This is a genomic window from Bifidobacterium hominis (assembly GCF_040095915.1).
Classification (GTDB): Bacteria; Actinomycetota; Actinomycetes; order Actinomycetales; family Bifidobacteriaceae; genus Bifidobacterium; species Bifidobacterium hominis.
In genome coordinates this window covers 181,259-203,177 of sequence record NZ_JBBMFR010000003.1, presented here as the reverse complement: position 1 = coordinate 203,177, position 21,919 = coordinate 181,259, and the positions used below count along the sequence as shown (strand labels likewise).

At 56.4% G+C, this 21,919-nt stretch carries 16 protein-coding genes and 1 tRNA gene; 7 read left to right on the top strand and 10 right to left on the bottom strand.

Annotated elements, in window-relative coordinates:
- The 6 genes from dnaB to WMO36_RS03595 form a co-directional block, all read right to left on the bottom strand.
- The gene (gene dnaB / locus WMO36_RS03620; RefSeq protein WP_250779498.1) at positions 1–1,449 is read right to left on the bottom strand and encodes a replicative DNA helicase; all 1,449 of its coding nucleotides are present in this window, start codon (positions 1,447–1,449) and stop codon (positions 1–3) included.
- A 419-nt stretch (positions 1,450–1,868) separates the two neighbouring features.
- Positions 1,869–3,695, bottom strand: coding sequence for a nucleotidyltransferase domain-containing protein (locus tag WMO36_RS03615; RefSeq protein ID WP_349076830.1), 1,827 nt, complete (start codon positions 3,693–3,695; stop codon positions 1,869–1,871).
- A 193-nt stretch (positions 3,696–3,888) separates the two neighbouring features.
- Positions 3,889–4,227: a P-II family nitrogen regulator gene (locus WMO36_RS03610; RefSeq protein ID WP_003807443.1), complete on the bottom strand. Its 339-nt coding sequence runs from the start codon at positions 4,225–4,227 to the stop codon at positions 3,889–3,891.
- A gap of 1 nt (position 4,228) precedes the next feature.
- Entirely contained in the window at positions 4,229–5,524 is a 1,296-nt protein-coding gene (locus WMO36_RS03605) for an ammonium transporter (protein WP_033500658.1), read from the bottom strand.
- Between the two features lie 321 nt (positions 5,525–5,845).
- Positions 5,846–7,108 (bottom strand): signal recognition particle-docking protein FtsY, encoded by a 1,263-nt coding sequence (gene ftsY / locus WMO36_RS03600; protein WP_349076828.1) that lies wholly within the window; start codon positions 7,106–7,108, stop codon positions 5,846–5,848.
- A gap of 314 nt (positions 7,109–7,422) precedes the next feature.
- Entirely contained in the window at positions 7,423–7,716 is a 294-nt protein-coding gene (locus WMO36_RS03595; protein WP_003833742.1) for a DUF2089 family protein, read from the bottom strand.
- Positions 7,717–7,873: 157 nt separating this feature from the next.
- Here WMO36_RS03595 and WMO36_RS03590 point away from each other — a divergent pair, with 157 nt between their 5' ends.
- Complete coding sequence (locus tag WMO36_RS03590) at positions 7,874–8,683, top strand: TetR/AcrR family transcriptional regulator (protein ID WP_349076825.1); 810 nt, start codon at positions 7,874–7,876, stop codon at positions 8,681–8,683.
- A gap of 302 nt (positions 8,684–8,985) precedes the next feature.
- A complete protein-coding gene (locus WMO36_RS03585) occupies positions 8,986–10,017 on the top strand; it encodes a glycosyltransferase family 2 protein (protein ID WP_349076822.1) in 1,032 nt (343 codons plus the stop codon).
- A gap of 357 nt (positions 10,018–10,374) precedes the next feature.
- Here WMO36_RS03585 and WMO36_RS03580 read toward each other — a convergent pair whose 3' ends face one another.
- Positions 10,375–12,030 carry a C69 family dipeptidase gene (locus WMO36_RS03580; RefSeq protein WP_349076820.1) on the bottom strand — a complete coding sequence of 552 codons (1,656 nt, stop codon included), beginning with the start codon at positions 12,028–12,030 and terminating at the stop codon, positions 10,375–10,377.
- Positions 12,031–12,177: 147 nt separating this feature from the next.
- Here WMO36_RS03580 and WMO36_RS03575 point away from each other — a divergent pair.
- A tRNA-Lys gene (locus tag WMO36_RS03575) sits at positions 12,178–12,250 on the top strand.
- Positions 12,251–12,683: 433 nt separating this feature from the next.
- The gene (locus WMO36_RS03570) at positions 12,684–12,920 is read left to right on the top strand and encodes a glutaredoxin family protein (protein ID WP_003833732.1); all 237 of its coding nucleotides are present in this window, start codon (positions 12,684–12,686) and stop codon (positions 12,918–12,920) included.
- A gap of 160 nt (positions 12,921–13,080) precedes the next feature.
- Here WMO36_RS03570 and WMO36_RS03565 read toward each other — a convergent pair whose 3' ends face one another.
- Positions 13,081–14,352 carry a putative ABC transporter permease gene (locus WMO36_RS03565; protein ID WP_144090846.1) on the bottom strand — a complete coding sequence of 424 codons (1,272 nt, stop codon included), beginning with the start codon at positions 14,350–14,352 and terminating at the stop codon, positions 13,081–13,083.
- 372 nt (positions 14,353–14,724) lie between these two features.
- Here WMO36_RS03565 and WMO36_RS03560 point away from each other — a divergent pair, with 372 nt between their 5' ends.
- Genes WMO36_RS03560 through WMO36_RS03550 form a run of 3 tightly spaced genes read left to right on the top strand, consistent with a single transcriptional unit; the run spans position 14,725 to position 20,311 of the window.
- Positions 14,725–17,472, top strand: coding sequence for a YhgE/Pip family protein (locus WMO36_RS03560; protein WP_349076817.1), 2,748 nt, complete (start codon positions 14,725–14,727; stop codon positions 17,470–17,472).
- Positions 17,469–19,661: a YhgE/Pip family protein gene (locus WMO36_RS03555; protein ID WP_349076815.1), complete on the top strand. Its 2,193-nt coding sequence runs from the start codon at positions 17,469–17,471 to the stop codon at positions 19,659–19,661. Before WMO36_RS03560 ends, WMO36_RS03555 begins: the two co-directional genes overlap by 4 nt.
- Positions 19,658–20,311, top strand: coding sequence for a TetR/AcrR family transcriptional regulator (locus tag WMO36_RS03550; RefSeq protein ID WP_294448369.1), 654 nt, complete (start codon positions 19,658–19,660; stop codon positions 20,309–20,311). The genes WMO36_RS03555 and WMO36_RS03550 overlap by 4 nt, the downstream gene beginning before the upstream one ends.
- A gap of 138 nt (positions 20,312–20,449) precedes the next feature.
- On the opposite strand, the gene WMO36_RS03545 is transcribed toward WMO36_RS03550, so the two are convergent.
- On the bottom strand, positions 20,450–21,007 hold the full coding sequence (locus WMO36_RS03545; RefSeq protein ID WP_099571123.1) for an FMN-binding protein: 558 nt from the start codon (positions 21,005–21,007) through the stop codon (positions 20,450–20,452).
- 88 nt (positions 21,008–21,095) lie between these two features.
- Positions 21,096–21,917: an ABC transporter ATP-binding protein gene (locus WMO36_RS03540; RefSeq protein ID WP_099571124.1), complete on the bottom strand. Its 822-nt coding sequence runs from the start codon at positions 21,915–21,917 to the stop codon at positions 21,096–21,098.
- Positions 21,918–21,919: the final 2 nt, after the last annotated feature.

The following is a 21,919-nucleotide window of genomic DNA, read 5'->3' as shown; positions in this document are numbered from 1 at the left end:
TTATACCTCCTGCTGGCTCTGATAGTCCTGCGGCATATCTTTGAACTTGGAGTATGCGCCAAGGAACGCGAGATTGAAGGTATCGGTCGGGCCGTTACGGTGCTTCGCCATGATGATGTCGGCCTCGCCTGGGCGGTCCTCCTTGTCGTAGGCGTCCGGCCTGTGCACAAGGAACACCACGTCGGCGTCCTGTTCGATAGAACCGGATTCACGCAGGTCGGAAAGCTGCGGCTTCTTATCCTGACGCATTTCGGGACCACGGTTCAGCTGGCTCAACGCCACCACCGGCACTTCCAATTCCTTGGCAAGCAGCTTCAATGCACGCGAGAAGTCGGACACTTCCTGCTGGCGGCTTTCCACGGCCTTGCCGGAAGTCATGAGCTGCAAGTAGTCGATCACCACTAATTTCAGATCGTTCGTCTGCTTCAATCGGCGGCATTTCGCACGAATCTCCATCAAACTCATGTTCGGACTATCGTCGATGAATAATGGTGCGTTCTGCAGTTTGTCTTGCAGATTATTGAGGATATTCCAACGTTCCTGCGTAATATCTTCCGCTCGGCGCATGGCTGCCAACGGAATATTCGTTTCCGCGGAGATAATTCGTTGCGCAAGTTCGTTTTTGCTCATTTCCAAGCTGAAGATCACGGATGTCATATTGTGGTGCAACGCGGCGGATCTTGCGAAATCGACGCCGAGCGTGGACTTGCCCATGGCGGGGCGTCCTGCCACAACGATCATCTGGCCTGGCTGCAGACCTTGCGTCACTTCGTCGATGTCGCGGAATCCGGTTGGTACGCCCTTGGAGACTTCGCCGTTCTGCAGTCGATCGATTTGGTCAAGGGTGTCGGTGATGACGGTGCCGATCGGCGCGTAATCCTGCCTCACTTTGCCGGTCGACATTTCGTAGACTTCGGCCTGTGCCAGGTTGACGACGTCTTCGGCTTGGGATCCTTCGGCCGTGTAGCCGAGCTGTGCGATTTTGGTGCCGGCTGCGATCACATTGCGCAGGATGGCACGCTGGTGGATGATGTCGGCATAGAAGGTTGCGTTGGCTGCGGTCGGCACGGATGCGACGAGGCTGTGCAGATAGTCGGATCCCCCCACTTTTTCGAGGTCGCCGTCTTTGAGCAGCTGGTTGGCCACCAGCACCGCGTCGACGGGCTGCGATGCGGAGAACAGGTTGATGATGGCTTCGTACACGGTTTGGTTGCGCGGCTGGTAGAAGTCGGTGATGTCGATCATCTGCGAGACTTCGCCGATGGCGTCTTTGCTCATGAGCATGCCGCCGAGCACCGCCATTTCGGCGGCGTCGTCATGTGGCGGCACACGGTCGAAGATGGCGTCGCGAATAGCCGCTCCGGATGTTCCGGAAGTGCTGCCATTGCCTGAAAAACCGCGGCTTTGCCCTTGATTCAGGCCGTTGTTCCAAGAATTGCTCTCCGCCATGCTTCTCCAGCTCTTCGATGTGTAGTGTACCGGGAAAAACCATAATACCTGTGCCGCTTCACGAATGATGTTGCGATGAGATTCTGGAGGAATCTCCGCATTGGCAGGATCGAAATCACCCAACACGCGCGAATCGGTTCGCTGTGGATAAGAAAGCCGAAAAAACCCGAGTTATCCACATACTGGGGATAACTATGTGGAAAACATATCGAGTTATCCACCAAATGGGGATAACCAAGTGGACAACTTGGGGACATCTTTCGTACGGGTGCCCATTCCCCTGGTTTTGACTTGCTTAAGTGAACTGAAGGTGATATGTTCCCCACTTTTTCTTAAACAATGGGTTTCCGACGACGCGGCGGGTACCGCATCGGCAATCATGTCGCTTTGCCGGGCATTCGCTCACAGCCTACGCGGCCTCACATGTGGTAGCGGGTGGCGTTGTACATGGTTCGGACAAGGGTTTCGCGCCATTTGCTCCAGCCGTACTGTTTGGAAATAGTCTCGCCGGACGTGGCACCCAACGACGAACCGTCAGCACGAGTCAGGTCAAAGAGCATGTCAAGCAGCAGCGGATCATGGTCAAGACGGGACGCCAATTCGTCGCCGACATTCGGATCATTAGGATTCTGACCAGTCGCAAACTCCGACAACGTAAGATGCTCGCGCACCAGCAACGTGACCCACCAAATAATGTCACGGTCAAAACCCATACGTTTCAACACCGTAGACGCATGGCGGGCACCCTCCGCAGCATGATCGGCAACCCCCGGACGCTTGCCGATATCATGCAAAATACCAGCCAACAGCAACGCCTGATAATGCCGATCATCATAACGGTTTCCACGAGGTGTTTCACGGCCAAGCCGCGTGACCACCTCAACCGAATGACGGTCAATCGTGTAACGATGCACGGCCGAAGCGCTCGGACGATTACGAATCGCCAACCATTCCGGAATCAAACGACCCGGAATATCAACAAAATCAATCTCCTCCCACACCTGCAACAATGCGGGACCGCTCGCAAGCAAACGCAAGAACAGACTACGCGACTCATCATTCCACGTGCGATCATCAATCGGACATGACTTCAGATTCTGCAACGTGCCGGGCGCAATCGGCAGACAAAACTCAGCCGCAGCAACAGCCGCACGCAACGCAAGGCACGGATCAGACTTCGGATCGGCACCCGGCGCAAGTACGATCTCCTCCTCATGCTTGGCAATACCGGGCGCGACCACATCAAACGTAGGCGCCTGACGCTTACCGCCGCCACGAGGCTGGAACACCTGGAAAAATGCAAAACGAGGCTTCTCATGAGTCAACGAATGCTCGGCACGGGAAGCCGTGGAATCAAGCGAAAACGCGATCTGACGGCCAACACGCGCAAGCAACGTCTGCAAATCATCAATCGACTTCACCTCACGCTCGCCGCTCGGCAACGTCGGATCAGCCAAACCCAACATCGCCGAAACCCTCGCCTGATAGGGAGCGAGCAACATATTCGTGTCTTTATTGGCAACCAAATGAGTGCAGTCACGCACATCCAGCAACCGTTCGACAGCATCGTCATACTGGCCGTGCGGGCGGTCGGCAAGCCAAGAAGCGGCAAGCGCGGAGACCAGCACGGAATCGCGCAAACCACCGCGAGACTCCTTAATATCAGGCTGATTGCCGTACGCCATACGGCCGAACTCGTCCAAACGAGACCTGGCGGAACCCAACAATTCGGGCAAACGCTTACGGGCGGCCCTACGCCAACGCTCTAAAATGGAGACGGCCGTGGATTCGATCAGCTGCGCGTCGCCCGCGATCGGCACCACGTCCAGCCAACCCATCGCGGCGGGCAAATCATGGTCGGTGACCGCCTCGCACTGCGCGCAGGTACGCACCGACTGGTCAAGATCAAGACCAGAATCCCAAATCGGATACCACAATTTGTTGGCAAGCTCATTGAGCTGCTGGTCAGTGAACGCGTGAGGCTCATAAATGACCACCAAGTCAAGATCGGAACTCGGGCCCACCTGGCCGCGAGCCAACGAGCCCACCGCACCAAGACCAATACCAACTTGCGGAACGTCAAAAGAAACCGTCCGGCAGGCCTCCTGCCACAACTTCGTCAGGCAATCCATGGCCAGATCCGTACGGGCCTTTCGCTTCGCCGCACCATCGCGGTACACGCCGTCGGCATCCGGCTGACTCATATCCATGAAACGTTGTTTAAGACCATCAACCGCTGAAGTCATAGCAAATCCTTATGAATCTTCGCAAAAGCAAGCTAATCTGAGCAGGTAAAAAGCGAAAGTGGGAAATCCGAGGCAGAAAATCTGACTCGAAAATCGTATGAAAATCCCCGCACGGCGCGAAGCACGTACGGGGATCTGTCTATTGATAAACCGAACCTGAGCCCGGAGCCTTAATATCTATCCGAATGAATTATCAGATAGCGGCAGAGCCGGTCTCGCCGGTGCGCACGCGGGTCACCGAGTCAAGCGGGGCAACCCAAACCTTGCCGTCGCCGATGGTGCCGGAGCCGGCGGACTTGACGATCACACCGACCAGAGTCTCGGCATCGGCGTCATCGGACAGCACCTCGATGCGAATCTTCGGAATGAGATCCACGGTATATTCGGCACCACGGTAAACCTCGGTGTGGCCACGCTGGCGGCCGTAACCGTTAGCCTCAGACACGGTCAGACCGTGAACACCTGCGGCAGCGAGGGCTTCCTTGACATCGTCAAGCTTATGCGGCTGAATGATAGCGGTAATGAGCTTCATCTCACTTCACCTCCTTGAGAACAGAGCTGGCGGTACCAGCAAAATCGTAAGCACGTTCGCCCTGATCGGCAAGATCGATACCGCCGACTTCCTGAGCTTCGGTGACACGCCAGCCAATCGTCTTCTCCAGAGCGAAGGCGATGATGCCGGTGACAACAGCAGACCAGATGATGGCAACGAGGGCAACGAGGAGCTGCACAACCAGCTGCTTCCAGTCGCCGCCTGCGAACAGGCCGGTACCTTCGCCGAAGAAGCCGATGAGCACAGTGCCGGTGAAGCCGCCGACGCCGTGGACGCCGACAACGTCGAGAGAATCATCGTAGCCGAGCTTGAACTTCAGGCCGCAAGCGAGGCAGGTGAGCACGCCGGCGATGGCACCGAGCACGATGGCCCACAGCGGGGAAACCACATCGGCGGCCGGGGTGATGGCGACCAGACCTGCGACGATACCGGAAGCGGCACCCATGGCGGTGTAGTGGCCGGTACGGATCTTCTCAGTGAAGCCCCAAGAGAGCATTGCGGCGGCGGTTGCAGCGGAAGTAGAAACCCAAGCGTAGCCTGCGGTGCCGTTGGCGGCGAACGCGGAACCAGCGTTGAAGCCGAACCATCCGAACCACAGCAGGAAAGCGCCAAGCATCACGAACGGAACATTGTGCGGACGGAACGGCTGGGTGCCGAAGCCCTTGCGCTTGCCGATGATCAGCACGATCACCAGAGCGGCGACTGCAGCGTTGATGTGCACGACCGTACCACCTGCGAAATCGTGGGCGGCAGCGCCAATGGCCTGGGAGATCGCGCCGTCAGCGCTCAGCAGACCGCCATTCCACACCATGTGGGCGAGCGGAGCGTAATCGAAGGTAATCCACAGCGCGACGAAAATCATCCAAGTGGAGTACTTGACACGTTCAGCGATAGCGCCGCAAATCAGAGCGACGGTAATCATGGCGAATGCGGACTGGAACGCCACATCGACGCTGACCGGGTAATTGTTGGAGTTCAGCGAAGCCGACGTGAAGACGCCACCGTCGGAAACCATGGAATCCTTCAGCAGGAAGCCCGTGGCCGGATCACCGAAGACACCGCCGACCGAAGTGCCTGCGTAGGCGATGGACCAGCCCCACAGCACCCAGATCACCATTGTGACGGACAGAGCGGCCGCCTCCATGATCATCATGTTCAGCACGGCCTTTGCACGGACCATGCCACCGTAGAAGAACGCCACACCCGGCGTCATGAGGAACACAAGGGACGCGGAAGTCAAAATCCACGCGGCATTTCCAGAATCAAGCTGACCCATGTCACCCTCCTCTTTCTTTCTTTTTGAGTTCACATTTCCGGCCCCATCGTATGGGGCTGACAAAACGGTATGGAACGCCGCCCGCGTTTTGAAAACGTTACGACGTGTTACAGCAAGGTAACGCCATCTCGCCATTACGCCAACCGAAAATGGCGGAATAAAGCGGCTGGCACGTTTTGTTTCAGATTGCGCACCACTCCCAGGACAAACCAATATCAGCCCTTTTTTCAGCGTATCTGCCATATATAGGCGAGATAGGACTGGTCGGAGGTAAAAAGAAAGCCTCCCACGCAGGGAGGCTTTCTCAGGAGCGCAATCATCTCAGGCGAGGATGCCGTCGACGAAGCCTTCCGGATCGAACGGAGCGAGATCGTCCGGGCCTTCGCCAAGGCCGACGAGCTTGACGGGCACGCCAAGCTCCTTCTGCACGGAAATCACGATGCCGCCCTTTGCGGAACCGTCAAGCTTGGAGAGCACCACACCGGTAATGCCGATGGCTTCAGCGAACACCTTGGCCTGCGTCATGCCATTCTGGCCGGTGGTGGCGTCGAGCACGAGCAGCACCTCGTCGACCGGAAGATTCTTTTCGGTAACGCGGCGGATCTTGCCGAGCTCGTCCATGAGGTTCGCCTTGTTCTGCAAGCGGCCGGCGGTGTCGATGATGAGCACGTCGGCGTTCTCTTCCTTGGCCTTGACGCTGGCCTCGAATGCGACGGACGCCGGATCGGCGCCGTCCTTGTCGGAACGCACGACCGGAACGCCCACCTTCGCACCCCAAGTTTCCAACTGGTCGGCGGCCGCCGCGCGGAAGGTATCGGCAGCGCCCAGCATGACCTGCTTGCCTTCGGAAACAAGCAGGCGGGAAAGCTTGCCCGCAGTGGTGGTTTTGCCCGTGCCGTTCACGCCGACCATGATGATGACGCTCGGTTTGTTCGCGCCTTCCTTATCGGCATTGAGACGGCGATCTGTGTCAGTGCCTACGAGCTTCAGCAGCTTGTCTTTCAGCGCGGCACGCACTTCGGCCGGGTCGGACTGGCCTGCGATTCGGGCGTCGTTTCGTAGTTCCTCGACAAGCTGTTCGCTGGCTTCCGCGCCAACATCGGCAAGCAGAAGGGTGTCTTCGACGTCCTCCCAGTCAGCTTCGGAGAGCTGATCCTTGGCGAGGATGTTGAACAGGGCCTTGCCGAACGGATTGCCGGATTTCGACAGGCGCGCCTTAAGACGCTGCATGCGCGTGCCAGCGGCTTCGGGGGTTTCATGAACCGGTTCGGGCTTGGCTTCGGTGGCTGGTGCAGGAGCCGCCGTTTCGGAAGAGGAAGCTTGAGCTGAGGACTTCTGCTGACTTTCAGCCGGAGCTTTTTCAGCTGCATCAACATTGGAATCAACGGACGGCTTCACCGTGGAAGAATCAGCCGCAGCCGACTTTGCTTCCGCAGCAATACGGGCATCAGCAGCCGCTTTCGCATCCTCAGTGGACTTGTTGACGGCGTTCTTGCGGGTCTTACCGAGCCACCAACCACCAATCACCAGAATTGCCGCAATAACGACAACAGCGACAATCGCAATAATCACATTCGTATCCATGACTCCAGCCTAAAAAGCGCAACGGACACACCGACTCCGCCCCGCGGACGCACCACGAATGTCCGATTCGCCAGGGGAATAAGATACTCTGCCATGCAAGGCATCGATAATGCGATTTTGACTTCGATATATCTGGTAACGTTTTTATAAATCATGAAGAGTGATTTTTTTGTCTTCTGCTGCCTGCTTTGAAGAACTGCCTCCTTTCTTTAGGGAATTTGCGTAGCGAATCAGGCTCCTCGCGATGAGGAAGACCAGAACGAATACGGCGATTACGCCTAGGATCTCAATCAATAATGCGATCCATGTCCAGCTCATGATTCATCCCTTCTCTTTCTGTACTCGTCTATGAGTATTCGAGCCGTGTCGACGTCGTATCTATCGTCGATGGCGAGACTCTTCACCAAGAGGATGAATGGATCCTCCGTCTCGTTGTCGTTCAACCGTATTTTTTCGATAAGCCTGTCAAGCCGGAGCCTCATGGTCGGGTAGGAGACTTGATACAGCTGGGACATTTGCTTCAGAGATCCTGACGATAGCACGAAGTTCTTGATGAAGGCCAAATCCTCCTCCGCAAGGTTGGCCAACCATTCTGGTAGACGGTCCACATCACCCCCTTTAATAAAATTTATTATTTATTAAATATATTAAAGCCGCAATGAAGCATTGTCAATATGACACACGTGTCCGATTCACCAGAATCGGACGATACGTGGGGGTCGGACGATCAAGGAGCTATCCACGGGACGTGAAAAACTGGACAGCATGGCTAACACATCCAGAATGACGTCGTATCAGCGGCGCGAGCAGCTCATCGAAATCGGTCGTTCGCTGTTCGCGTCGAAGGGTTTCGAAGCAGTGAGCGTGGAGGAGATCGCCGCCACCGCAAAAGTGTCAAAACCCATTGTGTACGAGCATTTCGGAGGTAAAGAGGGCCTGTACGCCGTGGTGGTGGACCGCGAAATGCGCGCGCTCACCGACACCCTCATCAACGCGCTATCCGATCCGCAGGCGCATCCGCGGCAGATCGTCGAACGCACCGCCCTCGCACTGCTCACCTATGTCGAGGAGAACGCCGAGGGATTCCGCGTGCTCACCCGCGATTCGCCGAAAACCGATCCCGCGGGATCATTCAACTCGCTGCTCGGCGACATCTCCATCCGCGTCGAAGACATACTCACCGAGGCGTTCAAGCGGCAGCATCTGCCCGCCAAGGGCGTGCCGTACTACGCGCAGATGCTCATCGGCATGACCGTCTACACCTGCCAATATTGGGCCGACCAGCGCAAGCTCAGCAAGGAGCAGCTCGCCGCACACATCGTGAATCTGGCCTGGCATGGCTTGAGCCGCATGGAAGCCAAGCCGGAACTGCGTTTCGAAAGCGACAAAGCCACAAAAGAGACGGAAAAACAGGAAAGGCGCGAAATCAAGGAAATCGCGAAACGTGAGCGCAAGGCCGCAAAAGAGGCACAATCACAAAACAATACGGAAAGCCCAGCCGGGCAGAACGCTGAACAGAACACCGAACAAGGCGCAGCCGGAAGCCAAGACACACAAGCCGAACAGCAGTTGTAAAACCCAGCCGCACCCTGTCACCGCAAGCATCGCAGCCCACGCCAACAGATGCCAGACGCAGGAATTAAACAGTGCCCGCAACAGAGGAATCGTAAGCAGCACAACAGCCAATAAACATCGACGAAAACTGACGAATCGTCAACAACGGTACCCTTAAGGGAAATTTCAGGTGCAGATTGAACCATTCAGGGTGCCTATTGCGCACAAACCGTTCCCCTGAAGCAAACAAGGTGCTACGTTAGTTTCGTTACGCAGTGACCCACGCGCGCGCGGAAGGTCACCTCGGCCGACCAAGGAAGACTATGCAGGAGAAGAAGACGCTCACCTTCGTGGTGCCCGCGTACAACATGACCGAATATTTGGAACGATGCGTCATATCATTAATCGCAGCGAAGCGCAACGACGACATCGAAGTACTGATCGTGGATGACGGATCGTCCGACGGCACGCTGGAAATGGCGCAGAAATTCGAGGCCCGCCATCCGGGCATCGTACGCGCCATCCACCAGGAGAACAAGGGGCACGGCGGGGCCGTCAACACCGGCATCGCGGCGGCACGCGGCATGTATGTGAAGGTTGTGGACGCCGACGATTGGGTTGGCCCCGAATCGCTCGAACAAGTCATGGCCGTGCTGCGCGAAGAGGCCGATTCCACCGAGCCGATCGACATGCTCGTCACCAATTATGTGTATGACAAGGTTGGCAAACGCAACAAGCATGTAGTGAACTTCCGACATGCCATGAAGGCCGGCGAGCGCCTGACTTGGAACGATCTTGGGCATTTCGGCTTGGCTGAATACATTCTCATGCACGCGCTGACGTACCGTACCGCCGTAGTGCGAGAGTCCGGCATGCAACTGCCGGAGCACACGTTCTACGTGGATTTCATTTACGCGTACCAACCATTCCCGTGGGTGAAGACCATGAAGTATTTGGATACGCCGTTCTACCACTATTTCATCGGGCGCGACGGGCAAAGCGTGCAGACCGATGTGATGATCCGCCGTGTCGACCAGCTGCGCCTCGTCAACCAGTGCATGGTGCACGCCACTCCGGAACGCGACACGGTACCGGACGGCCTGTACCGTTATATGATCCACTTCCTGGCGATTGAAAGTTCCGTGGCAAGTGTGTTCATGATTTTGTCTCGCGATCCGGAAAATTATGAGAAGAAAAAGGATATGTGGGACGACATTAAGGCGTACTCCCCCACTATTTACAAGGATGTGCGCAAGAAGGCCATGTCTCGTGCGTTGAATTTGCGCGGGTCAATCGGTCGTTTCGTGATTCGCAAGGGATATTTCGTGGCGGAACACGTCGTCGGGTTCAACTGATCGGCGCCATCTGCCTTATATATGGCAGATTCGCGGGTCCGTCGGATGATATCTTGCTTATATATGGCAGATATCCTTGGTAACAAGGTGACTTAGAGGGTATATTTTTACCCCCGAAGTCGCCTTGCCTACAAGCACGAGTGCCATATATAAGCGAAATGCCTCATGTCAACTCTTCAAATCTGCCATATATAAGCAAGATATGGGCAAAAACTGACGTACGAGGATGAGGATGCAGTCGTGAGGCTGTTGGAAGCAGCGCTGACGCTTCCAACAGCCTACGTTCATGCGGAACCGCCCCGAGCGCGGAAACCTGGCTCATTGGGACGGGTTTTGCCGGATTTCAGGGCTTTATGCTCAGTTCCAGCGGTCGGACATGGCGAAACTGTTGTGCATGAGATTGCTGGACGTGTAGAGCACGTCGTTAAGCAGTTTCGTAACGTGAGTGCGCAAGTATTCCGCCATTTCTTCGTTGGACTGCTGCAGTCTGGCGATGGTTGCAATACTTGCGTTTTCCGTAATCTCCGCGGCCCCTGCACGCTCTTGCGATTCAGACGCGCTCGTTTGCGCGGTCATCTCACGCAATTCGGCATCAGTACGTTCCACCAGACGATGGCCGTAAGCGCGGGCCGATTCCGCAAATTCTTCGATCGCATTGCTGGTTTCGTAGAAATGCGCGTCGGCGAGCGCGGCGATCAAACGGTTCGCCCAGTACAGGTTGCCGGTCGAGACTTCCGGCGTGGTGTCGCGCAGGTAGGCGGGCGTATCGTTGACGTTCGCATAGAACGGCGTGGCCGCGGTGAAGGGGCCGGAACCGTACGAAATCCACATGATCGAGCGGCCGGTTTCCGGCACGTACGGGCGGATCTGCATGGCCACCATATGCCCGGTGCGGTTGATGCCGATCGGACGGTAACGATGGCGGCTTTCCGACGTTCCGAGCGTACCGTACGGGTCGTAAGGGGTTCCCTCGAAGTGTGCGCTCATCAGGAAATCGACGTCTTCGAGCGTCACAGCGTTCTCAGGCACGCGACACCACGGAATATCGTCGGACGCGGGCGTGTAGCGGGCGGCCGGCGAATCCCAATCCTCGCTTGGATTGAGGTAGCGCTGCATGTACCAGGCACGCGGCGTGTTGTAGATATGGTCTTTGGTGGTGGCGGTACCGAAGGCTGTGCGCGGATTGAAATGGTTGTGGCCCAGCGCCGCGCCGCTACTGCTATTGCCGCCACCGTTCATGCCGCCGTTTCCGGAAGCGCTCGTCGGCTGGAATCCGAAGCCGCTACTTGCAGCCGCGCTCATAGTGCGGTCAAGGTGGTGCGCGTCCATGAATTCGCGCAAATCGGCACTGCACATGAATTCACGTTGGGTGTTGAAGGCGTCGTCGAAGTCGAAATCGTCGATGCCGAGCTGGTTGGGGATGGTCGCATAGCAGTCGTCCGGCACGCGGCGGGCGATCCAATGGTGCCCGCCGATCGTTTCGACATACCAGATTTCGTTTACGTCGGAAATGATGATGCCGTTCGATTCGTAGGTGCCGTATGTTTCAAGCAGTTCGGCGAGACGTGCGACGCCTTCGCGTGCCGTAGTTACGTAAGGCAGCACGAGGGTGATGATGTCTTCTTCTCCGATTCCGCCCGGGACTTCGGGGGTATTAGCGGCTTCGTTCGCCGGTTGCAGTTCAACGAGTGGATCAGCGGCTAGCACGCGCTCGTTGACTGCGATGGTTTCAGTGGCGCTCATCGCCACATTGTGCTCGTTGACGCCCGCTTCCGCGAGAATTCCGCGATTCGGCAGCACGTTCGGCACAATGCTGTATCGGCATGGATTGTCGGGAAGATCGATTTCGACATGACTGAGCACACTGCGGTAATGCCGCGGTTGGTCTTGCGGTGCGACCGCAATGAATTTCTTGGGGTCGTAACGGCCGGAACCGGAATCATCGTCGCGTGCGATGATGGTGGAGCCGTCGTAGCTGGCTTTCTTTCCTACAAGAATCGTGGTACATGACATGCGTTCCACTGTACGAGCAGATATGCAGAAATGATGCTGCGATTCGCGGGAATTTGATGATATTTCGACGATGATTCGCGTTTTTCGTCACTTCCGACTTATTCGTGTGGCGTTTTGCGTAAATATGCTGTATACTAGCTCTCTGTTGCCCCTCTAGCTCAACGGTTAGAGCAGCGTCCTTTTAAGTCGTGGGTTGTGGGTTCGAATCCCACGGGGGGCACATGCGAAAAGCCTCGGAAGCCAATGTTTTCAACAGTCTCCGAGGCTTTCTTGTTTTTGCGGTCTAATGGGTCAAAGGCCGCAACCCAGCATTTACCCAGTACATTCACCGCTACAGGCATCGCAGACTCGACGTCATTCCATGACCGTCCGCAACGCATCTTGCGCCCATCCGACAGCATTAGAAACAGTTTCGACATGCGCGCGGGCGCGAATTCCGTGGTTTGAGGTACACTGGAGTGCATTCGAACAAACGTTCGTATTTTGGGGAATTCTGGGGAATTCCCCACTATATACAGTGAGGAAACTCGCGACACACCACTACCGGTAGTGTGTATGCTAGATAGTGGCTTGCGTAAGCGAGCATAACCGAAGAACGTGGCCGACACGGCTTTCACAGACGACGAAAGCCATTTGCATAGGGAGGAAATCGAATGACCGTGACCGTCTTCACCAATCCGAGCAACCCGCAATGCGAAGCCACCGAACAGGAGCTTGCAAAGCTGGGCGTGCGTTACGATACCGTCGACCTGACGAAGAACCCATCCACGTTCGAACAGATTAAAAACGCCGGATTCAAGCAGATTCCGGTAGTCATCTCACCAAACTCCTCGTGGAGCGGACACAGGCCAGATCTGATTCGCCAGCTCGCACAAAGCTTCGCCGCATAAGCAAGTAGAAGTCGCAGTGCACCGAGTCCGCGAAGGCAGTGCGGGCACAGGTCACATGCAGCCGTGCACGGCGCAACCAATAGCGGACGCACCATACACGTTCTTCCACGAAGCTTCGCCATCTAGTCCATAAAGCAGTCATCCATAAAACAGTCAGACACTACATGCGGCTGGCCGTGGACGGGTCGAGCGTCATGGTCTGGAACCGATTGGCCATGAAGTCGTCGTCGAAATACGTGGCGAAGAATTGCGAAACAGGCGAATTCTGCGCAATACCCGCCATACGCGAATACCAGGAATCCAGCGCCATCAACGTCATCACACCGTCAACGAAAATTAGAGCGAAACACACCGCCGTCAACGTATAGCGAATCTTCCACGGAATACGCTGAATCATCGCAAGCAAATGCGGCAGAATCAGCTTCACCCACACCAAGCCGAGTATTCCCCAGAAAAACATGTATTTGCCGGATGTGCGCCCATCAATCGACAGCCATTGACCCGTGTAATCCCACGCGCGAATACCGAACGCAACCTCCATGAACCAGCTGGTGAAATATTCGAACGCGCCGCCAATCACCGCGCTCGCGCAGAAAATCAGCATCCAATTCGACCGCCACAAGTGGTTGAGCAACACCGTCAGAATCACCGCGCCAAAACCGTAGATAGGCGAGAACGGCCCCCACAAAAAACCGGCGCGATCCTGCCATTCGCCGAACAGCACATAGTGGTACAGCGTCTCCACTACCAGACCAAACACGCAACCGACCACAAACAGCCAGAACAAGTTGAAGAAATCCAACGAAATGTAGCCCTTGCCAGTCAGATCACGGCCTGCCATACCCTTCGAAACAGCCGTCTCATACTCGCTGCGCGCATCCAAACGACGAAGCGCGAACCGCAAACGTCGTTCCTCGCGCAGCGACGGATCAGCCGTGATATGCAACGCAACCAATACGAGCAGCTGCACGGTCGGACTGATCAGATTCACGCCCAAACCCTGCAACGCCAACGACAATAGGCCTTCCGCAAGCGTGAGCGGAATCATCAAATACGTCCATTGCGCGATATGCCGACGCTTGTTGAGAATCAGCAGCACGCCGAAAATCGCAAGGCATGCGGTGGAGACCAGCAGCACTGCAGCATGAATAATCGACAGAATAGTGGTGAGATTCAGCGCGCCAAACGCCAGTTTGCCGGAAAGCGCGGCGTGGACTGCGTACAGGCAGGAAATCACGATGATCGGCAACGTCACCACGCCTTCGACCAGCATGACGATGCCGTAGATGCGTGCAATCAGCGGCAGTCTGCGATCAGCCGGATTGTCATCATCTTCCGCTGATTGCGATTGCGTAATAATGCCCGCTTCTTCGATGGCTGCGATTTTGGTTTCGTCGGCGATGGCCTCGCTCACATCTTCAATCTTGCTCATGCTTGTTCGTCCTCCCTAGAACAACGCTACCAAAACCCAATCGCAGTGCGCTACACGAGATGATTGTTTGCGCGCAACGCGCACAACCTGCGATTTCTGTCTGCGCAAGTCACATGTCATCCCGCAATCACAAGATGTGCAGACAGCAGACTCGACTTGCGCAGACACAGAATGCAAGTTGTGCGGTCGCCAGCAGCAAGATTTACGATCCTGCCGCGGTTTGTCGTGTTTCTTTCAGCCATGGGTGGATCGTATTTACGCCTGTGCCCAAATTTGTCCGAGAGCGGGTATTACGATACGGGAGGCGTAGCGCTACGAATAACGTATCGCTACGTGCCAACACGGTCGAACATCCATTGGACTGGGGAGACAATGCGCAACGTACTGCAGATTCTGCGTCGCGACCTCAAACGACTCGTCACCGTACCTGCCGCTTGGGTCATCATGATCGGCATAACCATCATTCCGCCGCTGTACGCATGGTTCAACATCTACGGATTCTGGAATCCGTATGGCAATACCCAAGGCATCAAAGTTGCCGTGGCCAACGTCGACAAGGGCACCGACAACGCCCTGCTCGGCAAAATGAACCTCGGCGACCAGATCGAAGACACGCTGAAAGACAACGACCAGCTTGGCTGGGAATTCATGGGCAAGGCCGAAGCGATGGAGGCGGTACAGTCCGGCGACTGCTATGCGGCGATCATCATCCCCTCCGATTTCAGTGAGGATCTCGCCAACGTCGTGACCGACAGCAAGAACCGGCCGACGCTGGAATACTATGTCAACGAAAAATCGAGCCCGATCTCCCCGAAAATCACCGATCAAGGCGCGACCACCGTCGACCGTACCGTCAACAACACCTTCGTCTCCACCGTCAGCGAAGTACTCACTAAAGCCGTGAACTCCGCGAATGACACCATCAACGGCAAAACCAACTCCTTCGTCAACGAAACCACAGCAGAACTCGACAAAACCCAGAAGAACGTAGGCCTCATCCGCTCCACCATCGAAGATCTTGACGCGCAGCTCGCCAACGTGCCGCAACAAACACAATCCGCCCGTCAGGCAATGAACGACGTGCAGCTGGCCGCAGCAAGCGCAGGCAAGGGCCTGGCGAACACCGCCACCGCCATCAGCACCGCACAAAACGGCCTCAATACCTTCACTTCCAACGCCAACACCGCTTTGGAGAACGGTTCCGGTCTGATTTCGCAGGCCGCCAGCGACACCACCATCAGCATCAACAAGGTGACCACGGCCGTCTCTTCCGCAAGCGGCACCGCACAGCAGGCCGTTAGCAACATGCAAAGCGTGACCGACAGCAACGCCCAGCTCATCGAGAAGCTCAAGAACGTCAGCGACAACACGCAGTACCAAGACATCATCAAGAAGCTCGAAGACACTAACAACACGGCCGCTGGCACGCTCAACGACCTCAAAACGTTGAGCGAGAACACGCAATCCACGTCCGACAGCGTCGCCAAGCTCGCCACCGACTTCAATACCAGCACGCAAAATTCGCTGAAAAGTATGGGAGATGCCCGCAGCACGTTGAATTCCGGCGCGATTCCCCAGCTCAACTCCGGTCTGAGCTCGCTCGCCATGACCGCAGGCACGCTGTCTGGCACCGTGACCAGCCAGACCACCGTGGTCAACCAGACCTCCGCCGTGCTCGACCAACTCGACCAGGTGGCGAACGACACCCGTACCACGTTGCAGAACACCGACAAGCAGCTCGAGCAGGTGGAGAACAAACTCATCACCGTCAGCACCGATCTGAAAGCGCTCGGCAGCGTCGACATGCTGAAAAGCCTGACCGGCGGCAGCTCCCTCGACACGGAGAAAATCGCCTCGTTCATGCAGTCCCCCACCGTGATCGACACGAAGAACGTGTACCCGATAAACTCCTACGGTTCCGGCATGGCTCCGCTCATGACCAATCTGGCCCTATGGGTGGGCGCGTTCGCCTTCGTGGTGATCTTCAAGGTGGAAGTCGACGATGAAGGCCTCGAAGGCCTCGACCTGACCGCTTCCGAAAAATATTTCGCCCGCTACATGCTGCTCGGCATCATGGGCGCGGCCCAAGGCACGATCACCACCATCGGAGACCTGCTGCTTGGCGTGCAGACCGTGAACGCACCGCTGTTCGTACTTACCGGCGCCATCACATCGCTGGTATATCTGAGCATCACATTCGCACTATCGACCACGTTCATGCATATCGGCAAGGGATTGTGCGTCGCGTTGATTATCGTGCAGATTCCGGGCGCTTCCGGCCTGTATCCGATTGAGATGATGCCGAAATTCTTCCGCATGGTCTACCCGTTCGTGCCATTCAGTTATTCGATTGACGCGTTCCGCGAGACGATTGCCGGCTTCTACGATGGGCATTGGCTCAAGTCGATTGGCACGCTGCTGCTGTTCGCCGTGGCCGCGTTCTTCATTGGACTTGCGATTCGCCCGCTGCTGGTCAATCTCAACCGTCTGTTCGCCCGTCAGATCAAGGAAAGCGACATGATCATCGGCGAGGAAGTGCAGCTTCCGGAACGCGGATACAACGTATCCCAAGCCATTCAGGTGCTTGCCGACAAGGGCGGCTACCGTGAGGCGATCGAGGAACGCGCAAGCCGTTTCGCTGAACTGTATCCGAAGTTCAAGCGTGGCGCGCTCATCGCTGGTTTCATTGTGCCGGTGATTCTGGTGCTGATCTTCTCCTTCACCAACGGCGAGAAGAGCGTAGTGCTTGCCACCTGGATCATCTGGGTGCTGCTCATCATCGGATTCCTGATGATCATCGAATATATGCGTTTCAGCCTGCAACGCCAGGTGGAACTCGGCAGCCTCAGCGACGAAGCGATTCGCGAACAGCTGGTGGAACGCCAAGCTGCAAGGCTGCGCCGCAAGAAGCGCGCGCAACAAATCAGGCGAGACAAGCTGATGCGCAAGGCACAACGAAGAAAACACGAAACCAAACAGGCGATCGCCAACGTCGCAGACACCAGCCAAGCCGATGCCGACGGCATCGCAACACTGGTACAGGCCATGAACGTAGCCGGCAACACCGGCACGGCGAGCAACACCAGTCCCAACGGTAACAGCGAAAGGAGCAACGCATGAAAAACATCTGGAAACTGTTCGTCGGCGACGTTCGACGCCTGACCAGCAACATCGTCTCCATCATCATCGTTACCGGACTGGTGGTGATTCCGGGTCTGTTCTCTTGGTTCAACATCAGCGCAAGCTGGGATCCGTTCGCCAACACCGGCAATCTGAAATTCGCCGTCGCCAACGACGATGAAGGCTACAAGTCCGACCTCATTCCAGTGAAGATCAGCATCGGCGACCAGGTGGTCAACACCTTGCGCGCCAACGACCAGATGGACTGGACCTTCACCACCAAAAAAGAGGCCATCGACGGCACCAAATCCGGCAAATACTATGCGGCAGTGGTGATTCCGAGGGATTTCAGCACCCGCATGATGACGTTCTTCACCACGGACGGCGACCATGCCACGCTCACCTACTACAACAACGAGAAGAAGAACGCACTCGCTCCGAAGATCACCGGCCAGGGAGCCGACACCGTGGCAGCACAGATCAACGAAATGTTCTCCGAAACGTTGACGAGCACCGCGCTCAACATCGCCTCGCAGCTGGCCGATGAGCTTGACAAACCGGAATCGCAGGCCACGCTCACCAACTTCAGCAACAACATGGGCAATTTCGCGAACACGCTCACAGACACGTCGTCCGCATTGACCACGTTCAGCTCGCTGACGTTGAGCGCGCAGAACCTGCTCGACAGTTCCAACAGCCTGCTTTCCAACGTGAGCGGCAGCGCGAAGAACGCCGTCAACGAGCTCAAACAGTCGAAGAACGGCATCAACGATCTGACCGGAGCCGTCAAAACCAGCACGAATGCGTTGAGCACCGCATTGAGCAGCTCATCGAACAGCTTCGGCGCTGTCTCCACCGATATTGACAGCGTATTCAACAATGCGGGCACCCAAGCCGGCAATACGGCCACCGCCCTGCGCAATCAGGCTGCGAACGTATCCAAGCAGGCGCAAGGCTATCAGAACATCTACGATGCCCTCGACGAGCTCAGCAACAACAATCTGGTGCCGGAAATCGCAAAAATCGCCATCGACCGTCTCAAAACCAACGTGGGCGCGACCATTACGCAACTCAACGATCTAGCGAACTCACTCAACACCAGCGCCGACAATATTGACGCGAAAGTGAGCGACACCACAGCCGACCGCGAGCGCGTGAGCCAGCTTGCCCAGCAGGCGAAGGCCTCCATCGACGGCATCAAAACCGATTTCGACAGCCAGCTCAAGCCGCAGCTCAACGATATTTCCGATTCGATCAGCAGCACGGCCACCGCATTGAGCAGCACGGCCGCCGATCTGAAGGGCGCGTTGGGAGATCTCAACAGCACCACGAAGTCGGCAGGCAAGCAGCTGACCAATATTCGCACGGTGCTTGATTCCACCGCCGAAAGCCTCACTAAGGCGAGCACCGCGCTGTCTTCGTTCAATGGCACGCTTTCCGACGCGCTGAACAGCGGCAATATGGGCACCGTCAAGGAAGTGCTCGGCAACAACACCGATTCGTTGGCGGCGGCTCTTGCGGCCCCCGTCCAGGTGAAGCGCACGGCCGTGTTCCCTGTGGAGAATTTCGGCTCGCAATTGGCTCCGTTCTACACGATTCTGCCGTTGTTCGTGGGATCGCTGCTTATGGCCGTAACACTCAAGACCACGGTGTCACGCAAGAACCGTGAGGAGCTCGACAATCCGAAGCCGCATCAGCTGTTCCTCGGCCATTATGGCGTGTTCGCCGTGATCGCACTGTTGCAGAGCACGTTCTCGCTGGGCGGCGGCCTACTGTTCCTGCACATTCAGGCGGTGCACCCGTGGCTGTTCATGTTGACCGGCTGGGTGGCCTCCCTCGTGTTCTCGTTCTTCACCTACACGATGGTGGCGAGCTTCGGCAACGTGGGCAAGGCCATTGGCGTGCTGACGCTGGTGTTGCAGATTTCCGGCGCGAACGGCGCGTATCCGCTTGCCGTGCTGCCGAAGATCATCGGCGATATCAGCCCGTTCCTGCCGGCCACGCATGCGATTACGGCATTGCGTGCGGCCATTGCCGGTATTTACAACAACGATTATTGGCATGCGCTCGGCTCGCTGCTGCTGTTCCTGATTCCGCTGCTGCTGATTGGCTTGGTGCTGCGTATTCCGCTGGTCAAGTTCAATAAGTGGTATGTGGCGAAAGTGGAAAGCACCAAGGTGATCTCATGATTACCGGAGTGCATGAGGCGGTTTCCGGAGCCGTTTCCGATGTGGTTTCCGACGCGGTCAGTGACGTGCATGTGGCTGTTCGCAAGGTGCATAGCCGCCGCGAGCAGCTTCGTGAGCAAACCGATCATAAGATTATGAAGGCCACGCTTGCGATTGTGATTTCCGATGGCGTCGGCGCGGTGACCATCGAAGAGGTCGCTCGTCGTTCCGGCGTTGCGAAAACCACGATTTATCGCCGCTATAAGAATGCGGATGATCTGTTGCGCCGCGTGCAGCTGGAAGTTGCGGGATTGCCGGATTTCAGCGATGTCGAGTTGTCGAAAAACGGTCTGCTGACGATACTGCAACGCATTCAGGGCTGTTTTTTCGACAGTGAGCTTGGTTTGAAGGCCGTCGGTGTGGTGCTTTCTTCCGATAATCCTTCGTTGAATGCGATTGCCGATCAAGTGCTTGTTCCTGCGGAAAAGCGTTTTTCTGAGTTTGTTGAACGCGGCATGAAAGCCGGAATGTTCCGTAATGGATTGGACCCGCAATTCCTGTTCAGCACGATACTCGGCTCCATGCTCGCCTGTAAGGCGTTGCATGGCGACGCAAGTATTCCTTGGCCTGAGAACATGGCGGCTGTTCTGTGGCCCGTTATGGCCGTCTGAAGGGCATTGCAGAGCAGAGTTGCACGTAGTAGTATTGAAACTAATGAGCGCCCCCGCTACGGCCTTTAATCACTCTTTGGGTGAGGCTGTAGCCGGGGCGCTCATTGTACGTTTGCAGACTTTTCGCCGCTACTGGGCCTACTGGATCGACGCTTCCTGACGGGCCACGTCCAACGCCTTGTTGAACGCTTCCGACGTCCAGCTGGCACCGGCCACCTTGTCTACCTTGAGATCTTTGAGCGGCTTGCCGTCCACCACGCCGTTGATGGCTTCGGCGAACGCATTCTGGTGCTTTTTGGAGATGGACGTGAACGGATGCCCGATAACCTCCACATTGGTGACGGTCTGATCTTTGACCGTCACATGCACGTCGATGGTGTCTTCGCCCACAGGCCCGTACTGGCCGTTGATCGAATAGGTACCGTCGGCATAGTTGCCGGTGTCTTGCTTGTCGGATGTAGTGCTGTTCGGATCGTCGGCATGGTTTTTGACGTCCGTATCCGCAGAATCGCCGGAGTCGGTGGCGCTACCGCTGTTCTTCGAATTTTTTTCCTGCGATTGCACGCTTTCGCCGGAATTTCCGGCATATTCGTCGTCCATTGGCGTCGCCTTGGGTTCGCCGCATGCCGACAGCAATGCAAGGCTTGCCGCAGACAGTGCGATTACTTTGATCGCATTCGATGATTCGTTGCTCATGTTCGCTCCGTACGATTCGTCAGTGCTATGGCTTGGATTGTTCGGCTGATTTCAGTACGATTTCAACGCGATTTCGGCTGATTTCAGCTTATTCCTCACCACCGGTTTTCGCGGCTTTGGTCGGGTCGGCGAAGCTGATGGCCGTCTCGCCATTCTGTGCGCCTTCCGCAGCGGAACCGGTGTATGCCGGCTTGCCACCCGCCTGCTCATAGGCTTTCTTTGCGGCTTCATCATTCCACTTCTCACCGACGAGCACGCCATGGTTGAGCATGATCTCGCGCTGGGCGCAGGATGCGACAAGCGCATCATGGGTCACGACGATGATGGTAGTGCCCTGTTCGTGCAGTTGGCGGAACAGGTCAAGCACGATCTTCTCGTTCTTTTCGTCCAAATTGCCGGTCGGTTCGTCGGCAAGAATCAGTTTCGGACAGTTGATGAGCGCACGTGCGATGCACACGCGCTGCTGTTCGCCGCCGGAAAGCTGACCGGGCAAATGGTGAGCACGCTCCTTCAGACCGACGCGCTCCAACGCTTCCATCGCCTGCTGCTCGTTGACTACGGAATGGTAGTACTGCGCCACCATCACGTTTTCCACAGCCGTCAGATGCGGCACCAAATAGAACTTCTGGAACACCAAGCCAATCATGTTCTTGCGCACGTCGGCAAGCTGCTTGGCGTTCAAATCCTCCAACTTGCGGCCTTCCAGCATGACGGAACCCTTCGAAGGAGTATCCATGCAGCCAATCATGTTCATCAGCGTGGTTTTGCCGGAACCCGACGAACCGACAATCGCAAGCCATTCACCTTGCGGAACCGTCAAAGTCAAATCGTCGACGGCACGCAAATCGCCGTAAATCTTGGAAATATGATCCAATTCAAGCAACGTATTCAACGTATTTTCGGAACTCATGA